Raw genomic sequence first — 20,873 nt, 5'->3', positions numbered from 1 at the left:
TCCATTCTCACGGGTGGGGGCGGCTTCGGTCGCGCGGATTCCGGCTGGGGGGGCGGCCGGGGTGCGGCTCGTCAGCGCCCGGCGCCCAGCGCGCCCCGCTGCGGTGCGACGCTCCCCGTGGGGACGGCACGCTGGCGGGCCGGGGTGCCGGTCCAGCAGGTGCCGCGACGGGCGATGAGGCGGCGCAGCCAGAGTTCGAGGGACACCAAGTCGGCGAGGCCGTCCAGCGGCAGGGGTTCGCCGTCGGCCGCCGCGCGCAGTGCCTTGCGGACGACGCGGGCCTCGATCAGGCCGGTCTGGGCGAGGAGAGGGGTGTCGAAGAGCTGGATGAGGTGGTCGGCGGAGACGCGCAGGCCGGTGCGGGCCGCGGCGGCGGCCGACGCGTGCGAGGGGGCGCCCCAGCCTGCGGGGAGTTCGCTGACGCCGGCGCCTTCGAGGACGGCGCGCAGGATGTCGGCGCGGGCGCCGGGGCGTACGCGGAGCGCCTCGGGCAGGGCGCGGGAGGCGCGGACGACCTGGTTGTCCAGGAAGGGGGCGTGCAGGCGCTGGAAGCGGACCTCGGCGGCCTGTTCGAGGACGCGCAGGTCGGCCGCGTGGCGGGCGAGGGCGGCGCGGGCACGGAACGCTCCCGGCCGCTGCCCCGGTCCCGGCCCCGGACGCGTCGCGCCGTCCTGGAGGCGAACCGATACTTCAGCGAGGGCCTCGCCCGTCAGCCAGCGCGCGGCGGGCCCCGGTCTCGCCCACGCGAGAGCCGCGAGCGAGGCGCCGACGGCGCCCGCCTCGCCCCCCGGATCCTCGAAGTTCCGCTGCAGCAGCCGCTCCGCAAGGCTTTCGACGCCCGCCCTGTACGGCGTGCGGGCCAGCTTGCGCGCCGCGCCGTACACGCGCGCGGGCACCAGCACGGAGCCGCCGTCCGCCTTGGCGAGCGCGGCGACCGGCTTGACCATGTGACGCCGGCGCCGGTCCATGAGGAGGTCGGCGAGGCGGGCCGGGTGCGCGTCGAGGACCTGGCGGGCGCCGTGGCCGGTGAAGTGGTCGGCGCTGCCCGACAGGAGGCGCGCGCGGTGGCGGGCGGCGGTGATCAGGGCGGGGCCGGGCTCGTCGGTGAGGGGGCCGTCCAACTCGGCGTACGGGAGCGCCTCTTCGCCCGCCGTGACGACGACGTGGTGCAGCCGCGGGTTCGCGGCGATGGCGCCCGCGCGCTGGAGTTCGGCCTCGCGCCCTTCGGCGCCCGCGGACAGGTCGTTGAAGGTGACGGCGAGGAGGCGCTCGCCCGCGCCCGTGCCGTGGCCGAGGACCGTGCCGGGCAATCCGGGCAGTCCGGCCGCGAGCAGCGCGAGTGTCCCGGAGGCCGGTCCTCCGGAGAGGTCGGCGCCGATGCCGGGCACGGGCATGCCGCGGGCGGCGCGCCGCTCTGCGGGGCCCATGCCGGGGACGGGCCCCGGGTCGATGTCGGCGCCGGGGACGTGCCGGGGCGCGGCGAGCCGGGCGCGTACGGCCTCGACGAGCGCGTCGCGCAGGGCGTCCACCGCCCCGGCCGGGTCGGCGGAGGGGGCGGCGACGGCGAGCGAGGCGACCGGTTCGTAGCCGGCGATCTCGCGGGCACCGGCGCGCAGGATCAGCGCGTGGCCCGGCGGGATGCGGCGCACGCCCTGGTACGGCGTCGAGTCGTGCAGGGCCTCGGGCACGTCGGGGGCGGCGAGCAGGGCGGCGAGATGGCCGATGTCGAGGTGCGCCTCGATGAGGTCGGCGAGCGGCAGGGCGGCCGTCGCGTACGCGGTGCCGCCGGCCCAGGGCGTGTAGAACACGGGGCGTGCGCCCGCGAGATCGCCGGCGATCATGAGGCGTCTGCCGACCTGGACGACGGCGGTGTAGCTGCCGGACCAGGCGGTGAGGTGGCGCAGGGCACCCCCGCGCGCGGCGAACAGGCCGACCCGCAGCTGCTCGTCGGTGGCGCCGCAGGTGCCGAGTACGGCGATACGGGTCTGCTCGTCGGCGGTGACGATCCTGACCTCGTCCGGGCGCCAGTCGCCGACCGCCCACAGCGGATCGGGGTCACCCCACAGGAGCTGGGAGCCCACGGGGTGGACGGTCTCCCCGTCGGGTCCGGTCGAGCCCGCGGTCCCGAACCGCACGGGCCCGGCGGCGGTACTGCTCCACCCCACCAACCACCGCATCGCCGCCTCCACAGGCCGTGGACAGAACCTCGTCAGAAGGAATCAGAGGAAATCACAGGAACAGGGTCCCCATGCTGCCACGAAGGAGACGTACGGGAGGGGCGACCGGGCGGCACGTGCGCCACTGAATGCGCCCCTTTTGAGCGGCAGTTGAACCCCCCGAGGGCCGCTCGGGGACATCAGTGCCGCCCTACGGCACCGTCGATATTCGGCCAAATCGGCTGCGGATGGCCAGACCTGTGCACACCACATCGGCCACGGCACGCAACGCACAGTCCGGGAGGCGCCCTTCACCTCCCGGACCGGTCCGCCACCCGCGGGGATGAAGGCGGCGGTATCCCCCAGCCCGCTGGATCCAGTACAGCGGGCCGACCCACGCACCATCATGGAAGCGTTCCCCCCATGGCCGCAGAAGAGCGCACGCACAGGCGCACGGCCACACGGGCGGAGCACACCGTGACGGCGCCACCCCCGGACACGTACTCCCGTACGGACAATATTCCCGCCATCCGGAACTATGCCCCTTAACGCTTGGGATCCGGCGAACTACGCTGGGTGTACGAATGCCGCGCGGTTATGCCATCGCGGCAGCCGGCTGTGTCGAGGGGTGGCGCATGTCCAGGGAGCAACGCGGGCCGAACGAGAAACTCGGCACCGTTCTCGCCCTCGCGGGAATCAGCAACGCAGGCCTGGCGCGGCGCGTCAACGACCTCGGCGCCCAGCGCGGTCTGACGCTTCGCTACGACAAGACCTCGGTGGCCCGCTGGGTCTCCAAGGGCATGGTGCCGCAGGGCGCGGCGCCGCACCTCATCGCCGCCGCCATCGGCCAGAAGCTGGGCCGTCCCGTGCCGCTGCACGAGATCGGCCTGGCGGACGCGGACCCCGCGCCCGAAGTGGGCCTCGCCTTCCCGCGCGACGTGGGGGCGGCGGTGAAGTCGGCGACGGAGCTGTACCGCCTCGACCTCGCGGGCCGCCGCACGGGCGGTGGCATCTGGCAGTCGCTGGCCGGATCCTTCGCGGTGAGCGCCTACGCGACGCCCGCGTCGAGATGGCTGATAACGCCGGCCGACTCGTCGGTCGCACGCGACGCGCCACCGCTGGAGAGCGGCGGCGACAACACGTCCCAGAAGGTCGGCCACAGCGATGTCCAGAAGCTGCGCGAGGCGGCCGAGGACGCGCGGCGCTGGGACTCCAAGTACGGGGGCGGTGACTGGCGTTCGTCGATGGTCCCCGAGTGCCTGCGGGTCGAGGCGGCCCCGCTGCTGCTCGGCGCCTACTCGGACGACGTGGGGCGCGCCCTGTTCGGGGCGAGCGCCGAACTGACGCGCCTGGCCGGGTGGATGGCGTTCGACACGGGCCAGCAGGAGGCGGCACAGCGCTACTACATCCAGGCGCTGCGGCTCGCGCGCGCAGCGGCGGACGTGCCCCTGGGGGGCTACGTGCTGGCGTCGATGTCGCTCCAGGCGACGTACCGCGGGTTCGGCGACGAGGGCGTGGACCTGGCGCAGGCCGCTCTGGAGCGCAATCGCGGGCTCGCCACCGCCAGGACGATGAGCTTCTTCCGGCTCGTGGAAGCACGCGCGCACGCGCGCGCCGGTGACGCCCACGCCGCGGGCGCCGCGCTGCGGGCCGCGGAGGGCTGGCTGGAGCGGGCGCGCGACGGGGACCACGACCCGTCGTGGCTCGGCTTCTACTCGTACGACCGCTTCGCCGCCGACGCCGCCGAGTGCTACCGCGACCTGAAGGCACCCCGCCAGGTGCGGCGCTTCACCGAGCAGGCCCTGTCCAAGCCCACGGAGGAGTTCGTGCGCTCGCACGGGTTACGCCTCGTGGTGTCGGCGGTCGCCGAACTGGAGTCGGGGAACCTGGACGCGGCGTGCGAGCAGGGCACGCGCGCGCTGGAGGTGGCGGGGCGGATCTCGTCGGCACGGACCACCGAGTACGTGAAGGACCTGCTGCACCGCCTCGAACCGTACGGGGACGAGCCGCGCGTGGTGGAGCTGCGGGAGCGGGCCAGGCCGCTCCTCATGGCGCCGGCTTAGGGCAGCGGTGTGAAGGTACCGGTCCGGCCGAACACCTACCGCCCGGGTTTGAACGCGTTGTCAGTGGCGCAGTGCAGTATCGGGGGCGGGAGGTGAGGCACGGTGATGACGAGCGGGTACGACTGCGACGTGCTGGTGATCGGTGGCGGGATCGTCGGACTGTCGACGGCGTACGCCCTCACGCGCGCGGTACCGGGCACCCGTGTGACCGTCCTGGAGAAGGAGCACGGCCCCGCCAGACACCAGACGGGACGTAACAGCGGGGTCATCCACAGCGGCGTGTACTACCGCCCCGGCTCGCTCAAGGCCCGCTTCGCGGTGCGGGGCGCGGCCGAGATGGTCAAGTTCTGCGCGGAGCACGGCATCGCGCACTCGGTCACCGGAAAGCTGATCGTGGCCACCGAGCGCGACGAGCTGCCCCGCCTGCACGCCCTGGTCCAGCGCGGCCGGGAGAACGCGATTCCGGTGCGGGAGCTCGGCCCCGCCCAGATCGGCGAGTACGAGCCGTATGTGCGCGGCCTCGCCGCGATCCACGTGGGCACGACGGGCATCGCCGACTACGTCTCCGTGGCCCGGTATCTCGCCGAGGCCTCGGGCGCGGACATCCGGTACGGCGCGGAGGTGGTGCAGATCGACCGCCGGGCGGAGCGTGGCGTAGCGGTACGCACGGCCGCCGGGGACATCGTCCGCGGGCGCGTCCTGGTGAACTGCGCGGGGCTGCACTGCGACCGGATCGCCCGGCTCGCGGGGGACGACCCCGGCATGCGGATCGTCCCCTTCCGGGGCGAGTACTTCGAGCTGGCCCGCCCCGAGCTGGTGCGCGGCCTGGTCTACCCGGTGCCGGACCCGGCGTTCCCCTTCCTCGGCGTCCATCTCACGCGCGGCATCGACAAGAGCGTGCACGTCGGACCGAACGCGGTGCCCGCGCTGGCCCTCGAGGGCTACGACTGGTCGACGGTCAGGCCGCGCGAGCTCGGCGCCACGCTGGCCTGGCCCGGATCCTGGCGGATCGCGCGCCGGCACTGGCGGTACGGGGCCGGGGAACTGCGCCGCTCGGTGTCCCGGGACGCTTTCACGTCGGCGGTGCGCAGGCTGCTGCCCGCGGTGACCGCGGACGACCTGGTGCCCGCGCCCGCCGGCGTCCGGGCGCAGGCGGTCCTGCGGGACGGGACCCTGGTCGACGACTTCCTGATCCGCGAGGCCCCGCGCACGGTGCATGTGCTGAACGCGCCGTCCCCCGCGGCGACGGCCTCGCTCCCGATCGGCCGGGAGGTCGCCCGGCGGGCCCTGGCCGCGCTCGGGTCTTGAGCTCCGGTCCCTGAACCTGGACCCAGAGCTCCGGCTCCTGGCTCCTGGCTCCGGGTCCTGAGCCTGGGCCCTGACCTCCGGCTCAGGGCCCTGCCCCCGGTCCCTGAACCTGGACCCAGAGCCCCGACCCCTGGCCCTGCCCCCGGTCCCTGAACCTGGCCCCAGAGCTCCGGCTCCTGGCTCCGGGTCCTGAGCCTGGGCCCTGAGCTCCGGCTCCGGGTCCTGCCCCCGGTCCCTGAACCTGGACCCTGAGCCCCGACCCCAGGCCCTGCCCCCGGTCCCTGAGCCTGGGACCTGAGCCGAGGGTCCTGGGCTTGGGCCCCGGCCGGACCCGGCGTCTAAAATCGCCTCACTGTGTCTGAGTCACCCCGCACCCCCGCAGCCCACACCCCCGAGGCCCCCGGTTCCGAAGCCTCCGGTCCCGTACGCGCAAAGGGCGAGCCGCGCTTTCCCGACGGGCCCGCGCCGGACCCCGCCGGTTCGCACTTCGAGCGGCGCATCCGCAGCTTCCAGCCCCGCCGCAGCCGTGTCACGACCGGCCAGGCGGACGCCCTCCAGCGGCTGTGGCCCCAGTGGGGTCTCGACATCGACGGACAGCGCGTCCTCGACCTCGACGAGCTGTTCGACGGCAGGAAGCGCGTCGTCCTGGAGATCGGCTTCGGCATGGGCGAGGCGACGGCGCAGATGGCCGCCGACGACCCCGACACCGGCATCCTCGCGGTCGACGTGCACACCCCGGGCCAGGGCAACCTCCTGGGCCTCGCCGAGCGGAACGGCCTGACGAACGTACGGGTGGCGAACGGCGACGCGATCATCCTGCTCCGCGAGATGCTCCCCGCGGCCTCCCTCGACGGGCTGCGCGTCTACTTCCCCGACCCCTGGCCGAAGAAGCGCCACCACAAGCGGCGCCTGATCCAGCCGGAGTTCCTCAGCCTCGCCAAGGTCCCCCTCAAGCCGGGCGCACTGGTGCACTGCGCGACCGACTGGGAGCCGTACGCCGAGCAGATGCTCGAAGTCCTGACCGAACACCCGGACTACGAGAACACGCAGGCCGACGGCGGATACGCGCCCAGGCCCGCGTTCCGCCCCCTCACGCGCTTCGAGGGTCAGGGCCTGGACAAGGGCCATGTGGTTCACGACCTGCTCTTCCTGCGCGCGGAGCACGCACCGCAGTCCCCGCCGGTCACCGCCACGGACTGACACCCCGTCGCGGCCCGGCCCGTCGCTCGTTAGGGTCAACGCTGTGGCGACCTATCCCTCGTATCCGAATGCGTTTCCGGACGCGCAGCCCGGAGCAGGCCCTCCCGGGGCCGGGACGCTGCGGCATCCACGCTGGTGGGAGCGGAAGGCGGTGCACGCCTGGGTGCTCGTCTCGCTCCTCGCGCTCTCCGGCCTGGTGATCCTCGCCCTCGTGCGCGAACAGACCGGCACCGAGGGGTTCCTGGTCGGGCTCTGCCTCGCGGTCCTGCCCGTCCCGCTGCTGATAGCCGCGTTCCGCTGGCTGGACCGGGTCGCGCCCGGCCCCTGGCGGAACCTGCTGTTCTCGTTCGCCTGGGGCGCCTGCGCCGCCGCGCTCATCGCGATCGTCGCGAACAGTTTCGCGACCCACTGGATCGCCACGAACTCGGCCGACCCCGCGAACGCCGACACCCTCGGCGCGACGGTCATAGCGCCCATCGTCGAGGAGTCCGCGAAGGCCTGCGCCGTCCTGCTCATCTTCCTGTTCCGCAGACGGGACTTCACGGGGATCGTCGACGGCGTCGTGATCGCCGGGGTCACCGCCACCGGCTTCGCGTTCACGGAGAACATCCTCTATCTGGGCAACGCCTTCGGCACCGACCAGCTGAACAGCGGCACCGGCATCGCCTCGGTGACCGCCGCCACCTTCTTCGTACGCATCGTCATGTCGCCGTTCGCGCACCCCCTGTTCACGGTGCTCACCGGCATCGGCTTCGGTGTCGCGGCGTGGACCGCGCCCGGCCGCGGGCCGGTGCGGCGCGTCCTGCTGCCCATCGCAGGACTGCTGCTCGCGATGGGCATGCACGCCACGTGGAACGGCTCGTCGGCGTTCGGCCAGTTCGGGTTCTTCGGGGTCTACGCGCTGTTCATGATGCCCGCGTTCGGGCTGCTGACCTGGCTCGCGATCGGGACCCGCCAGCGCGAACTGCGCACCGTGCGCTCCGAGCTGCCCGCGTACGCGGTGGCCGGCTGGGTCGGCCCGGACGAGCCGTTCGCCCTCGGTTCGATGCGCGCCCGCCGCCTGGCCCGCGAGTTCGCGCAGCACCACGGCGGCAAGGAGACGGCCAAGGTCGTCGCCCAGTACCAGCAGTACGCGACGTCACTCGCGCTCCTGCGCCACCGCGGCCGGCGCGGCCGGGCCGGCACGGACTATGTCGTACGGGAGCGGGAGCTGCTCGACGAGCTGTGGGCGCGGCGCCACGCGGCCCGCCCCGCCCTCGCCTACGCGTCCCGCGCCACCGCGCCTCCCGTGTGGGTGCCGCCGATGTACGCGGGGCCGGTGTACGCGGGGCCGGTCGCCCAGTTCCCCGCGCACAACGCGCCCCACGCCCACAACCCGTACCGCTACTGAGAGCGCCTGTGGATCAGGCGGACGCCTCCGTGAGCTTCGAGAGCTCCGCGTCCGTCAGCTCCAGGTCGGCCACGGCCACCAGCGCCGGCAGCTGCTCCACGGTCCGGGCGGACGCGATCGGGGCGGCCACCGTCGGGCGGGACGCGAGCCAGGCGAGGGCGACCGTCGCGACCTCGGCGTCGTGCGCCTGGGCCACCTCGTCGAGCGCCTTGAGCACGCGCACACCGCGCTCGGTCTGCAGGTGCCGGCCCGCGCCCTCGGCCCGCGCGCTGTCGACCTCGGTGCCCGGCCGGTACTTGCCCGTCAGGAACCCGGCCGCCAGGGCGTAGTACGGAACGGCCGCGAGACCGCTGCGCGAGGCGACCTCCTGGAGCCGGCCCTCGTAGGTGTCGCGCGAGACAAGGTTGTAGTGCGGCTGGAGCGCCGCGTAGCGGGCGACGCCCTCGCGGTCGGAGAAGTCCAGGGACTCCTGGAGGCGCTCCGGGGTCAGGTTCGACGCGGCGATGGCGCGCACCTTGCCGGCCGTCACCAGCTCGTCGAGGGCGGTGATGATCTCCTCGACCGGCACGGACGGGTCGTCGAAGTGCGTGTAGTAGAGATCGATGTAGTCGGTGCCGAGGCGTCGCAGGGACTCCTCGGCGGCGGACTTGATGGTGTCGGCGGACAGGCCCTTGAAGTCGGGGTGGGCGCCGACCTTGGTGGCGATGACGACATCGGAGCGGTTGCCGCGCGCGGCCAGCCACTTGCCGATGACGGTCTCGGACTCGCCGCCCTTGTTGCCCGGAACCCACGCCGAGTACGCGTCGGCCGTGTCGACGAAGTTGCCGCCCGCGGCGACGTACGCGTCGAGCACTGCGAAGGACTGCGCCTCGTCGGCGGTCCAGCCGAACACATTGCCGCCGAGGGAGAGCGGGAACACCTCGAGGTCTGACGAGCCAAGCGTGCGAAGAGAAGTCATGGCCTGTCACAACACCGAAATGGATCAAGATATTCCGGGCACGCCGGACCGGCAGCCCTGACGTCGGGGGGTCGCCGTCAGGACCGCCGGGGTTCGGAGGGTGGCGAGCCTCAGATCGTCAGGCCGTTGGAGCGCAGCCACGGCGCGGGGTCGACCCCGGTCGCCTGGCCGCCGGGGTGGACCTCCAGGTGGAGGTGCGGCCCGGTCACGTTGCCGGTGGCGCCGACGCGGCCGATGACGTCGCCGCTGGTCACCTTCTGGCCCGCGCTGACGTTGAGGGACGACTGGTGGCAGTACCAGAGCTCGGTGCCGTCCGGCAGCTCCAGGACGGTGCGGTAGCCGTACGCGCCCGCCCAGCCGGCTTCCTTGACGGTGCCGGAGTGGATCGCCTTCAGCGGGGTACCCGTCGGAGCGGCGAAGTCGAGACCCGTGTGGTAACCGGAGGACCACATCGAGCCGGGCTGACCGAAGGTGCCGGTGATCGTGTAGGAGGCGACCGGCAGCGTGAAGCTCTTGGCGAGCTCGGCGAGGCGCTCGGCCTCGGCCTTCTTCTTCGCGGCCTCCTCCGCCGCCTTCTTGTCGGCGGCGGCCTTGGCCTCGGCGGCGCCCTGCTCCTTGGCGGCGTCCTCGGCGGCCTTCTTCGCGGCGGCCTCCTCGGCGGCCGCGGCCTCGGCGTCGACGGCCTGGTCCTGCTGCTGCTCGGCCTGCTGCATGATGCGGGCGCGCAGCGCCTCACCGGCGGTCGTGCCCTGCCGGGCGTCCGCGGTGGAGATGCCGGCGCCGGTCAGCGGGGTCGCGCTGGTGCCGGACTCGTCGTCATCTCCGGAGACGTCGGATATCAGCGCGCCCACGCCGGGCAGGGACTTGGCGTCGGGCAGCGAGTCCTTGACGGCCGAGAGGTCGGGCATCGAGATGTGGACGGGAGGCTTGCCGCCCTGCGCGGTGGCGATGCCGCCCGCGCCGACGGCCGCGATCACGCCGACACCGAGAACAGTGGAGCTGCGCGCGAGACCGCCGCGCTGCTTGGCCACGCGGTGCCTGCCGCGTACGGGACGGACGGACTCCTCGGTGGGGTTCCACTCCTCCCAGGTCCGCTCGTCCGCTTCGCCGAACTCTTCGTCGATCGGCGCATAGGAGAACTCTGGGGCAGGCCGGTTGGACGCCACTGGGGCGCGCTCCTTTCCTTCCTTCTCGCCTACCGGGTTAGCTGACGGGTTCGGAGCAGGAAGGTCTCCTACCGACGCCTTCCGCAAGGAAAGACGTCCGATTCACCCCAAGTTGGTGGTTCCCCGGCTCCCTTGCGGGATTAGGCGCGTGCGCACGGAGCCATCTCTTGTGACGGCTGGGACGACCGCGCTGCGTTATCGAACGTTAATAGACACCGGGGCCCGATTCCAAGCCGTTCCGACTGATCGTTAACGCCTTTGGCCTGGACTTATCGGGGCACGAGCGGGCGGAATCGGGCGAGTTGACCCGCCGTCGGAACGGGTCGCCCATCTGACGGTTTGTCAAATGTTATGCGCAGCGACGCCGTTCGACTACATAAGGTGATGGCGGCCCTCACCGCTGCTTCACGGCTGCTTCACGGCCGCCTCACCGCGAGCAGCGCCATGTCGTCCGTCGTGCCGCCCCCGGTGTGCCGGCGGACCTCGGCGGTGAGCGCGGCCAGCAGCGGATCGGGCCCTGGGAACATTCGCCCCGCGAGCCGGGCCGCCGGGTCGTAGAAGGTGCCCTGCGCGTCGCGCGCCTCCGAGAGACCGTCGGTGTGGAGCAGCAGCGTCGCCCCGCTCGGGAACTCCGTCTCGGACGCGCGGTCGGGCCAGGTGCCGAGGTCCCCCATCCCGAGCGGCAGCGCGGGCTCCGGCGCCGACAGGACCTTGAGCGCCCCGTCGCCGTCCAGGAGCAGGGGCTCCGGGTGGCCGCGGTTGATGACGCGTACGAGACCGTTGCCGTGCGGGATCTCGGCGAGCACGGCCGTGGTGAAGCCCTCGAACTCGTCGAGGCCGTTGCGCCGCATCCCCTCCCGCGCGAGCGCCCGCTCCAGGCGCTGCGCGACCGCCTCCAGGGTCGCCTCCTGCTCGGCCGCCTCCCGGAAGGCGCCGATGACCACGGCCACGGCGGACACCGCGCCCATGCCCTTCCCGCGGACGTCGCCCACGACGAGCCGCACACCGTGCGGGGTGTCCTGCACCGCGTACAGATCGCCGCCGATGAAGGCCCCCTCCTGGGCGGCCTCGTAGCGGGCCGCGATCTCCAGGCCGCCGATGCGCTCGGCGGGCTCGGGCAGGACGGCGCGCTGGGCCGCCTCGGCGATCTGGCGCACGGAGGTGAGCTGCTCGCTGCCGCGCCGCACGATGCGGTTCATGACACAGGCGAGTACGGCGACGGTGGCGACCGTGACGAGTTCGGTGATGGCGTCGGCGTCGTAACTGCGGGTGTATCTGAGATGCACCCCGAGTACGACGGCGACGGTCGCGAGGCCGGTCAGGAAAGTGCCGCGGGGCGAGAAGAAGGGGGCCGCGACGAGCGGAGCGGCGGTGAACAGGGGCACGCCGGTGAACGTCGACAGCGTGACGTAGTCGTAGATCGCCCCGGCGACGATGAGCAGCGCGGGCAGCAGGCGTACGAAGAACCGGGCCCGGGACAGGCCCTGCTGCGCCATCCGCCCGTCTCCTCCTCGCTGCCCCACCACTCGTCTCCCGCCACCGTCCGCGTCGGTCCCGTGTCTGCGCACGTCATCGGGCCCGACCCCAGGGTTCACCCCGGACGGGCGGCGGGCGACCCGGTGGGACCGACCGGGTGAAAGGGGTTCCGGGCGGCGGATCTCGGAACCCTGGGCAACCGATTCGCGTTCTGTCGCCGCAATGGCGTAGAGTCGTGTTTACCGACGCGGGGTGGAGCAGCTCGGTAGCTCGCTGGGCTCATAACCCAGAGGTCGCAGGTTCAAATCCTGTCCCCGCTACTGAAGGCCGAAGGCCCGGAACCAATGGTTCCGGGCCTTCGTCTTGTCCCCCTACAGGTCGAACTCGTGCGGCGGCAGGTCGAGCATCAGGCAGGCCTCGCGGACGACGGCCTGCTCGGTCTTGTCGAAGTCGCCGTCGGCGCCGCCGATGACGATGCCGATCTGGATGACCGCGCGCGCCTCGGCGGGCTTCTTCTTCGCCTTGGCGATCTCCTGGAGGACGCTGACCTTGCCGAAGTCGAAGTCGGCGGTCAGCTTGTTCAGGTTCGCGTCGAATCGGCTCTGGAGCTGGTCCGCGGGGAAGTTCTGCAGCACCTCGTTCGTCGAGATGAGCTGGGCCACGCGACTGCGCTCGGCCGGGTCGACGTTCCTGTCGGCCGCGGCGACCAGCGCGCACATCGCCATGCTCGCGTCACGGAAGGCACCGCTCTTCAGGTCGTTCTTCTTCGCCATGAGCTGCGTCTGCATCGTCGACGCGGACTCCTTGAAGCGATCCCACAGGGCCATGACTCTCCTCGTTCGGCGTGTACTGATCTTCTACAGCTCTGTAGAAACTAGCGGGGAGCGGCAAAAGTTCCACCTCTAAACTGAAGGCCGGAACTCTCTGCCGGGGAGCCTTTCGTGGTCCGATGAACGGGAGAAGACGACGGTGCCGACACCCGAGAAGCCCTGACGGCGCCCGAACGTGACCGACACCGCCCCGGCCGACGTCGCCGCCCCGTCCACGGGCCCTACGACGCTCCAGCTCCTGCGCTCCCTCGACAGCGGCCCACGCGGCCTCACCGAGACGGACGCCGCACGACGCCTGGCCCGGCACGGCGAGAACGTCCTGCCGGGTACGCGCCCCCTGTCCTGGCCCCGGCTCGCCGCCCGCAGTCTGCGCGACCCGTTCACCGTCGTCCTGCTCTGCCTCGGCCTCGTCTCGGCGACCGTCGCGGCCTGGGGCACCGCCTGCGTGATCCTCGCCCTGGTCGCCGTCAGCTGCTGCCTGCGCTCCGCGGGCGAGCGCCGCGCGGACAGCGCCATGGCGGGCCTGCGCGAGCTGGTGGCGACGACGGCGACCGTGCTGCGCCGCCCCGGCGCCGACGAGACCGCCTCACCGGCCGAACGCGAGCTTCCGGTAAGCCAGTTGGTGCCCGGTGACGTGGTGCGGCTCGGTCCCGGCGACCTGATCCCCGCCGACGTACGCCTGCTGCGGGCGCAGGGCCTGACCGTGCAACAGGCGGCGTTCACCGGGGAGTCCGTGCCGGCCGACAAGCGTCCCGTGGACCTGCCCGCGGACGGCGAGTCGGCGCATCTGTGCTTCCAGGGCGGCAGCGTGGCCTCCGGGAGCGCGAGCGCCGTGGTGCTCGCGACGGGCGCCGACACCCGCTTCGCCGCCGCCCACCGCACGGTCGGCGCGAAGCGCGGGGCGAGCGCGTTCGACCGCTCGGTGCACGGCATCTCCTGGACCCTGATCCGTTTCATGCTGCTGACGCCGCCGCTGGTCCTGATGGCCGGCGCCGCGCTGCGCGGCCGGGGCCTGGAGACCCTGCCGTTCGCCGTCGCGGTGGCCGTCGGGCTCACCCCGGAGATGCTGCCGGTCATCGTCACGACGGCGCTCGCCCGCGGCTCCGCGCTGCTCGCCCGCACCCACGGCGTCATCGTCAGACGGCTCCCCGCGCTGCACGACATCGGCGCCGTCGACATCCTCTGCGTCGACAAGACAGGCACCCTCACCCAGGACCGTCCGGCCGTCGACCCCGCTCGCACCGACCCCGACGCCCTGCACTGGGCGGCCGTCTCCGCCTGGTGGACGCTCCAGCTCGCCGACCTGCCGGCCGCGGACGCGCTCGACGAGGCGGTCATCACGCAGGCTCTCGCGAACGACCCGGCCTTCACCGAGGCGTACGACGGCATCACCGCCCTGCCCTTCGACCCCGTACGCCGCCTCGCCACCGCCGTCGTCCGGCGGCCCGGCACGCTCGGCACCGTCACCCTCGCCGTCAAAGGCTCCGTGGAGAACGTCCTGGAGCGCTGTGCCCTCGACGACGCCGAGCGCGCGAACCTGCTCGCCCGGGCCGCAAAAATGTCCGGCGACGGGCTGCGGCTCCTCGCGGTGGCAACCGCCGAACGGCCCGCCCGGCACCGCCCGGGGAGCCTCCCTCGCCCCTCAGGCGGCGGGGGAAGCACCGCCGACGAGCGCGGCCTCACCTTCACCGGCTTCGTCGCCTTCACCGACGCCCTCGTGCCGACCGCCGCGCAGGCCCTGCGCGACCTGGGCGAGCGCGGCGTCACGGTCAAGGTCATCACCGGCGACCACCCCGGCACCGCGGCGCGCGCCCTGCGCGATCTGGGCGTCGCCCCCGGCGACCTGCACACCGCGGACGCCCTCGACGCGCTCACGGACGAGGAGCTGGCCCGCCTCGCCCGCCGCACCACCGTCTTCGCCCGCTGCACCCCCGCCCACAAGGCGCGCATCGTCACCGCCCTGCGCGCCGGCGGCGAGACGACCGTCGGCTTCCTGGGCGACGGCGTGAACGACCTGCCCGCGCTGCGCGCCGCCGACGTCGGGATCTGCCCGCGCGACGCGGTCGCGGCGGCGCGCGACGCGGCGGACATCGTCCTCGCGCAGCCCGCGGACCGGCCGGGCAAGGACCTCACCGCGATCGGCCACGCGATCACCGCGGGCCGTCACAGCAGCGGCAACATCGCCACGTATCTGCGCGTCACACTCTCCTCGAACCTCGGCAACGTGATCGCGATGCTGTCGGCGGGCCTCCTGCTGCCGTTCCTGCCGATGCTGCCGGCGCAGGTGCTCGCCCAGAACCTGTGCTTCGACGCGGCCCAGCTGTCGTTCGCCTTCGACCGCCCGGCGGCCGCCGCCCTGCGCCGCCCCACGACGCTGCGCCCGCGCGACTTCCTGCGCTTCATCACCGGGTTCGGCGTCCTCAACGCCGCCGCCGACCTCGCGACCTTCGGCGTCCTCGCGCTCGCCCTGCACTCCACGGCGGGCCCGGCCGACGAGGCGGCGTTCCACTCGGGCTGGTTCACCGAGAACCTCCTGACGCAGGCTCTGGTGATGCTGCTCCTGCGCACCGGCCGCGCCCCGCGCACCCCGGGCCCGGTCCGCTGGGCGGTCGCGTCCCTGGCCGTCGTCGGCGTCGTGCTGCCGCTGACCCCCGCCGCCCACCCGCTCGGCATGACTCCCCTGCCGCCCGTGTACTACGCGCTCCTCGCGGCGGTCCTCGCCCTGTACGCGGTCGCGCTGACAGCGGTGAAGAGGCGGTACGTACGGCAGGCCTGAGGGGCAACGGAGTTCGGCGGGAACAGCGCAGCGGCCCGGCCGGCCGAAGCCGTCCGGGCCGCTGTTCACGCGGTAGACCCTGTGGGACTCGAACCCACAACCAATGGATTAAAAGTCCACTGCTCTGCCAATTGAGCTAAGGGTCCACGCGCCGGCCCGCGCCGACGCATCCCCGAGCATAGCCCGCCGGGGCCGGGAGGCCGATCGGGTATCGGCCTCCACGGCCTGTCGGAGGTCACACGGGTGGCCGGGCGGCGCCCCCGACCCTCACGGATCGACCGGTTCCGGCGCTCCCACGCGCCCCGCCTCACGCGCGACGGTCCGCGCGTGCTCCGGGTTGAGGAACCAGTGCCGGGCCGACACCAGCCACCACACGCCCGCGAACCCGAGGACCGCAAGGACCGCGATCGGGGCGTAGTTGAACGTCTCCCACGTGACCGGCGAGACCTGCGGCAGCATGAAAAGAACCGTGATGACGGCGACCCACACCACGGCCACGATCCCGACCGGCCGCGACCACCTGCCCAGATGCCAGGGCCCGCGCTCGAAGGCGTCGCCCTTGCGCAGCCGCAGGAGGGTCGGCACCACGTACGCGATGTAGAGACCGATGACGGCGATCGAGGTCACGGCCGCGTACGCCGTGACGTTGATGAGGTACGGCAGTCCGAGCACGAGGGCGCCGAGCGCGGCGAGCCACACCGCGGCCACGGGGGTGCGGGTGCGCGGGCTGACGGTGTGCCAGACATGCGAGTAGGGCAGCGCGCCGTCACGCGAAAAGGCGTAGATCATACGGCTGTTGGCCGTGACGGAGGCCATGCCGCAGAAGAGCTGCGCGCCGATGACGACGAGCAGCAGCAGCTTCCCGGCCGTCGCCCCGAGCGCGTCGAGCAGGATCTGCGCAGGCGGCGCACCCGTGGCCGAGCCGAGGGCTCCTTGGTACGACTGGATGGCGAAGGTGAAGCCGAGCAGCAGCACGAACCCGGCGATCCAGGACGTCCAGATGGAGCGCACGATGCCCTTCGGCCCCGCGGTGGACGCGTCGTGGGTCTCCTCGGTCATGTGCGCGGAGGCGTCGTAGCCCGTGAACGTGTACTGGGCCATCAGCAGTCCGATCAGGACGACGTAGAACCCGCTGCCCCAGCCGGTGTTGTTGACGAACTTCGTGAAGACGAAGGACGCGGACTGGTGGCTGTCCGGCGCGAAGGCGAGCGCGCCGACGATGACGGCGACACCGACGACGTGCCACCAGACGCTGACGCTGTTGAGCAGTCCGACGATGCGCACGCCGAAGGTGTTGAGGAGCCCGTGCAGCACGAGGATCGCCGCGAACAGCAGGATCGTCCGCCCCGGCGTCACCTCGAAGTCGAACTGGAGGTTCAGATACGCGCCGAGGAAGGACGCGGCGCCGAAGTCGATCCCGGCGGTCACCGCGACCTGTCCCAGGACGTTGAACCAGCCCGTGAACCACGCCCACGCGGCGGCCGTCCGCGCGGGTGCGAGGCGGTGTGCCCAGAAGTAGAGGCCGGCGGAGGTCGGGTACGCCGAGCAGATCTCCGCCATCGCGAGCCCGACGAACAGCGTCATCAGCCCGACCCCGACCCACCCCCAGGTGATCAGGGCGGGGCCGCCGGTGTTCATCCCGAACAGATACATCGTCAGGCACCCGGAGAGCACCGAGATGATCGTGAAGGAGACGGCGTAGTTGGAGAAAGCCGACATCCTGCGGGCAAGGACCTGCGTGTAGCCGAGCTGGGCGAGACGTTCCTCGTCGGTCGAAGGCGGCGGTTGCTGCGCCGCTGGGTCACTTGTCATGCCCCCAGCGATTCCCGTACCGGGGGCGGGACATGCGCGGGCCTTGGCCAAATAATGCCCGCGGGTGAACGCCGGTACGGGGGCGGCAAAAAAGGAAGGGCCCGGAAGACGTGATCGTCTCCCGGGCCCTTCTCAGCTCAAGCCGTCAGGCCGTCAGGCCCTGCGGCTGTCAGCCGTTGCGCTTCCAGCGCGGCTTCTCGTCGCGGCGGAACGAGGAACCGCCGGTCGAGCCGGAGCCCGCACCGCGGTGGTCGTCGCGGCGGCCGTACGGACGGTCGTGGCCACCGGTGCGGAAGCCGCCGCCGGCGGGACGGTCGTCACGACGGTCACGGTTGAACGGACGGTCGCTGCCGCGGTGACCGCCGGAGGGGCGGTCGTCACGACGGAAGCCGCCGCCCGAGGGGCGCTCGTCACGACGGTCGCGGTTGAAGCCGCCACCGGAGGGACGCTCGTCACGACGGTCACGGTTGAAGCCGCCACCGGAGGGACGGTCGTTGTCGCGGCGGAAGCCACCGGACGGACGGTCGTTGTCACGACGCTCGAAGGAACGGCCACCGCGGTCGTCACGACGGTCGCGGTCGAAGCCGCCCCGGTCGTCACGGCGGTCACGGTTGAAGCCGCCCGACGGACGGTCGTCGCGGCGGAAGCCACCACGGTCGTTGTCACGACGGTCACGGTTGAAGCCACCGGACGGACGGTCGTCGCGACGGAAGCCACCACGGTCGTTGTCACGACGGTCACGGTTGAAGCCGCCCGACGGACGGTCGTCGCGACGGTCGCGCTTCTCGTAGTTGCCCCGCTCGTCACGGCGCTGCGGGCGCTGCTCGTACGAGGACGAACGCTCCTGGCGCTCGGCCGGCGCGGCGGCCTGCTCCGGGACGGACGCCTCGGCGGCCTTCTCGGCGGCTGCGGCCACGGCGGCGGCGACGCCCTCGGCGTCCTCGCCACGCTCACGGGCGGCACGCGCGGTGAGGCGGTCGGCCTCCTCGCGCAGCTCGCCGGCGCGGCGCGTGGCACGCTCCAGCTCCTTGGTGAGGGAGGTGACCTCACGCTCGGCCTGCTGCGCGGCGTTGCCCGCGGACTCGGCCTGGACCTCGGTCATGGACCGGGCACCGGTGATCTCGGCGACCTCCGGGTCGAAGGCCGCACCGCCCTGGATGATGTGGCGCGAGGCGTCGACGCCCGCGTCCTCCATGAGGCGGAAGATCTGGCGGCGCTGGTGCGGCAGCGACAGCGAGACGACGACACCGGACTTGCCGGCACGCGCGGTACGGCCCGAGCGGTGCAGGTAGTCCTTGTGGTCACCGGCCGGGTCCACGTTCAGGACCAGGTCGATGCCGTCGACGTGGATACCGCGGGCGGCGACGTCGGTGGCGACGAGCGTGTTGACGTAGCCGTCCTTGAAGTCGGCGAGGACGCGGGTACGAGAACCCTGCGTCATGCCACCGTGCAGCGCGTCGGCCTTCACGCCGGCGTCCTGGAGCTGCTCGGCGATGCGGTCGGCGCCCAGCTGGGTGCGGACGAAGATGATCGTGCGGCCCTTGCGGGAGGCGATCGCGGCGGTGACCGGCGCCTTGTCCTTGGGCTTCACGATCAGGATGTGGTGGGTCATGGTCGTGACGGCGCCCTGGGCGGCGTCGACCTCGTGCGTGACCGGGTTGTTCAGGTAGCGCTTGACCAGCGTGGAGATCTCGTTCTCCATCGTGGCCGAGAACAGCATGCGCTGGCCGTCGGCCGGGACCTGGTCGAGCAGCTCGGTGACCTCGGGCAGGAAGCCCAGGTCGGACATCTGGTCGGCCTCGTCCAGAACGGCGATCTCGACGTTCGCGAGCGAGCAGGCGCCGCGGTTGATGATGTCGCGCAGACGGCCCGGGGTGGCGACGAGGACGTCGACGCCGCGCTCGAGGGCGTAGATCTGGTTGCCCATGGACGTACCGCCGCAGACGACCTTCATCTTCAGGCCGAGGACGTCGCCGTAGGGCTGGAGGGCGTCGGCGACCTGCATCGCCAGCTCGCGGGTCGGGGTCAGGATGACCGCGCGGGGCTTCTTCTTCTCGGTGTGACCGCCGGCGAGGCGCGCCAGGGTCGGCAGACCGAAGGAGAGGGTCTTGCCGGAGCCGGTGCGGCCACGGCCGAGGATGTCCTTGCCGGCCAGGGCGTCCGGGATGGTCGCGGCCTGGATCGGGAACGGCGCGGTCACGCCGTTCTGCGCGAGCTTGCGGACGATGCCCTCGGGCAGACCGAGGTCGCCGAAGGTCAGGGTGGGCTCGGCGGGGGTGTCGTTGTCGGCCTCGGCCGAGGCGCTGACAGCGGCCTCTCCGACGGCAACGGCAGTCATGTCCTCGTCGACGGCGAGAACCTGCACGGCCTCGTCGTTCTCGGGCATGACGGAGTGGTCAGAACTGGAAATGGACATGCGAAATGCGAAACCTTCCGGAGTCTCGGCACGCGCCCGTCAACTCCGTGAATTTCGCAATCGACCGCCTCAATGCGGTCCAGCCACGGCTGGGGAGAGAACGCGCCACGCGGCGCTCTCTTATCGGCGCCGGGCAAATGGGATCAAACGATCTACCACCATAGTCACCCACCACCCTCCAGCGCAAACCGATCCCCTGAGACCCCGCTCACACCCGCCCCGGAGGCGGCTCCTACGCAGGCATCCCCGCCTGCGGCGCCGGCTCCCGGACGATCTGCACCCGGGCCGACGCCTGCTCGTGCGCCGACGACGAGGGCTCCGCGGTCGTCGGGTCGGGCGTCGGCGTGGGGGTGTCCTGGGGCGGCGTGGCCGAGTCCGGCGGGGTGCGCGTCGGGGTAGGCCCGGACGGCGGCGTGGTCCGCCCGCTCGCCGACGGCTTCACCGGACCCGCCGGCCCGCGCTTGGTGGCGCTCGCGGAGGGCGAGGCGGCACCCGAGGCCGCGCCGGACGCGCTGCCGCTCGGCCCCGCCGACGGCGACCCGTCCGCGCCCTCCCTGCCGCCCGCCCGCGCCCCGCCGCCCCCGGGGACCACCGCGCCGCCGTCCGGGGCCGCCCGCCCGCCGTGCCGCCCCGCCGAGTGCGACGGAGCGGGCCCGCCCTCCTCGTGGGCGACGCTCATGCAGCCGGTGGTCGCCGCCGTGACGGCCACCACCGTCGCGGCCAGTCGAACCAGACGAGGGGGTACGGACAGCTGGCGCACGGGCGAGCACCTCCGGGGCGCTGAAAAGCTGGGGCTGAAGCCGAAACGGGAACGGAACCGCCGGAAAACCGACGTCACCGTTCCCAACTCCCGCCCCCCGCAGGAGGACACGCCCCCTCACGGCCCGGCCGTCACCCGTATCCGAGGGCGTGCAGCCGCGCGTCGTCGATCCCGAAGTGGTGGGCGATCTCGTGGACCACGGTGATCTCCGTCTCCCGGACGACGTCCTCGCGGGCCTCGCACATCCGCAGCGTGGGTCCCCGGTAGACGGTGATGCGGTCGGGCAGCACGCCCGCGTACCACTCGCCCCGGTCGGTCAGCGGCGTCCCTTCGTAGAGGCCGAGCAGCTCAGGGTCCTCGGCGGGGGGCTCGTCCTCGACGAACACCGCCACGTTGTCCATGAGCCGCGTCAGCTCCGGCGGAATCCGGTCCAGGGCTTCGGCGACCAGTTCCTCGAACTCCTCGCGCGTCATCTCCAGCACACGGCCATTGTCGGCCACCCGCCCGCAGATCGGCCCGCCCGTCCGGGCATACGGGACCATCCGCATGGGCATACGGGACC

General features: G+C 72.7%; 14 protein-coding genes, 2 tRNA genes and 1 riboswitch. Of the genes, 6 read left to right on the top strand and 10 right to left on the bottom strand.

The features are described 5' to 3' along the window. Nucleotides 1-71 precede the first annotated feature (71 nt). Complete coding sequence (locus tag OHO83_RS24450) at nt 72-2,177, bottom strand: asparagine synthase-related protein (RefSeq protein WP_266672065.1); 2,106 nt, start codon at nt 2,175-2,177, stop codon at nt 72-74. A 614-nt stretch (nt 2,178-2,791) separates the two neighbouring features. Between OHO83_RS24450 and OHO83_RS24445 the strand changes: the two genes are divergently transcribed. From OHO83_RS24445 to OHO83_RS24430, 4 genes are all read left to right on the top strand, one after another. Beyond that, on the top strand, nt 2,792-4,219 hold the full coding sequence (locus OHO83_RS24445; RefSeq protein WP_266672067.1) for an MFS transporter: 1,428 nt from the start codon (nt 2,792-2,794) through the stop codon (nt 4,217-4,219). Nucleotides 4,220-4,324: 105 nt separating this feature from the next. Continuing rightward, nucleotides 4,325-5,527, top strand: a complete 1,203-nt coding sequence (lhgO, locus tag OHO83_RS24440) for an L-2-hydroxyglutarate oxidase (protein ID WP_266672069.1) — start codon at nt 4,325-4,327, stop codon at nt 5,525-5,527. 354 nt (nt 5,528-5,881) lie between these two features. After that, nucleotides 5,882-6,727 carry a tRNA (guanosine(46)-N7)-methyltransferase TrmB gene (trmB, locus tag OHO83_RS24435; RefSeq protein ID WP_266672071.1) on the top strand — a complete coding sequence of 282 codons (846 nt, stop codon included), beginning with the start codon at nt 5,882-5,884 and terminating at the stop codon, nt 6,725-6,727. 43 nt (nt 6,728-6,770) lie between these two features. Next, entirely contained in the window at nt 6,771-8,117 is a 1,347-nt protein-coding gene (locus OHO83_RS24430) for a PrsW family intramembrane metalloprotease (RefSeq protein ID WP_266672073.1), read from the top strand. A gap of 13 nt (nt 8,118-8,130) precedes the next feature. Here the strand turns inward: OHO83_RS24430 and OHO83_RS24425 are convergent, their stop codons facing one another. The 3 genes from OHO83_RS24425 to OHO83_RS24415 all read right to left on the bottom strand — a co-directional run bounded on the left by OHO83_RS24425 (nt 8,131) and on the right by OHO83_RS24415 (nt 11,737). Continuing rightward, the gene (locus OHO83_RS24425) at nt 8,131-9,075 is read right to left on the bottom strand and encodes an aldo/keto reductase (protein WP_266672075.1); all 945 of its coding nucleotides are present in this window, start codon (nt 9,073-9,075) and stop codon (nt 8,131-8,133) included. Between the two features lie 110 nt (nt 9,076-9,185). Beyond that, entirely contained in the window at nt 9,186-10,241 is a 1,056-nt protein-coding gene (locus OHO83_RS24420) for a M23 family metallopeptidase (protein ID WP_266672077.1), read from the bottom strand. Nucleotides 10,242-10,252: 11 nt separating this feature from the next. After that, a riboswitch (cyclic di-AMP (ydaO/yuaA leader) is annotated at nt 10,253-10,398 on the bottom strand. A 259-nt stretch (nt 10,399-10,657) separates the two neighbouring features. Then, entirely contained in the window at nt 10,658-11,737 is a 1,080-nt protein-coding gene (locus OHO83_RS24415; RefSeq protein WP_266672079.1) for a PP2C family protein-serine/threonine phosphatase, read from the bottom strand. A 226-nt stretch (nt 11,738-11,963) separates the two neighbouring features. Here OHO83_RS24415 and OHO83_RS24410 point away from each other — a divergent pair. Continuing rightward, nucleotides 11,964-12,037, top strand: a tRNA-Met gene (locus OHO83_RS24410). Between the two features lie 51 nt (nt 12,038-12,088). Here OHO83_RS24410 and OHO83_RS24405 read toward each other — a convergent pair. Continuing rightward, nucleotides 12,089-12,544, bottom strand: a complete 456-nt coding sequence (locus OHO83_RS24405) for a tellurite resistance TerB family protein (protein WP_116512218.1) — start codon at nt 12,542-12,544, stop codon at nt 12,089-12,091. A 178-nt stretch (nt 12,545-12,722) separates the two neighbouring features. Here OHO83_RS24405 and mgtA point away from each other — a divergent pair, with 178 nt between their 5' ends. Further along, nucleotides 12,723-15,323 carry a magnesium-translocating P-type ATPase gene (gene mgtA, locus OHO83_RS24400; RefSeq protein ID WP_266672082.1) on the top strand — a complete coding sequence of 867 codons (2,601 nt, stop codon included), beginning with the start codon at nt 12,723-12,725 and terminating at the stop codon, nt 15,321-15,323. Nucleotides 15,324-15,396: 73 nt separating this feature from the next. Here the strand turns inward: mgtA and OHO83_RS24395 are convergent. The 5 genes from OHO83_RS24395 to OHO83_RS24375 form a co-directional block, all read right to left on the bottom strand. Then, a tRNA-Lys gene (locus tag OHO83_RS24395) sits at nt 15,397-15,469 on the bottom strand. Between the two features lie 121 nt (nt 15,470-15,590). Next, a complete protein-coding gene (locus OHO83_RS24390) occupies nt 15,591-17,135 on the bottom strand; it encodes an amino acid permease (protein ID WP_266672084.1) in 1,545 nt (514 codons plus the stop codon). Nucleotides 17,136-17,304: 169 nt separating this feature from the next. Further along, the gene (locus OHO83_RS24385) at nt 17,305-19,551 is read right to left on the bottom strand and encodes a DEAD/DEAH box helicase (protein ID WP_266672086.1); all 2,247 of its coding nucleotides are present in this window, start codon (nt 19,549-19,551) and stop codon (nt 17,305-17,307) included. 232 nt (nt 19,552-19,783) lie between these two features. Further along, nucleotides 19,784-20,311, bottom strand: coding sequence for a hypothetical protein (locus tag OHO83_RS24380; protein ID WP_266672088.1), 528 nt, complete (start codon nt 20,309-20,311; stop codon nt 19,784-19,786). A 131-nt stretch (nt 20,312-20,442) separates the two neighbouring features. Next, a complete protein-coding gene (locus OHO83_RS24375) occupies nt 20,443-20,793 on the bottom strand; it encodes a metallopeptidase family protein (RefSeq protein WP_266672090.1) in 351 nt (116 codons plus the stop codon). Nucleotides 20,794-20,873 lie beyond the last annotated feature (80 nt).

This window comes from Streptomyces sp. NBC_00569 (genome assembly GCF_036345255.1).
Lineage (GTDB): Bacteria > Actinomycetota > Actinomycetes > Streptomycetales > Streptomycetaceae > Streptomyces.
Note: the sequence above shows the minus strand (reverse complement) of the source record. Positions and strands in the feature narration are given on the sequence as shown.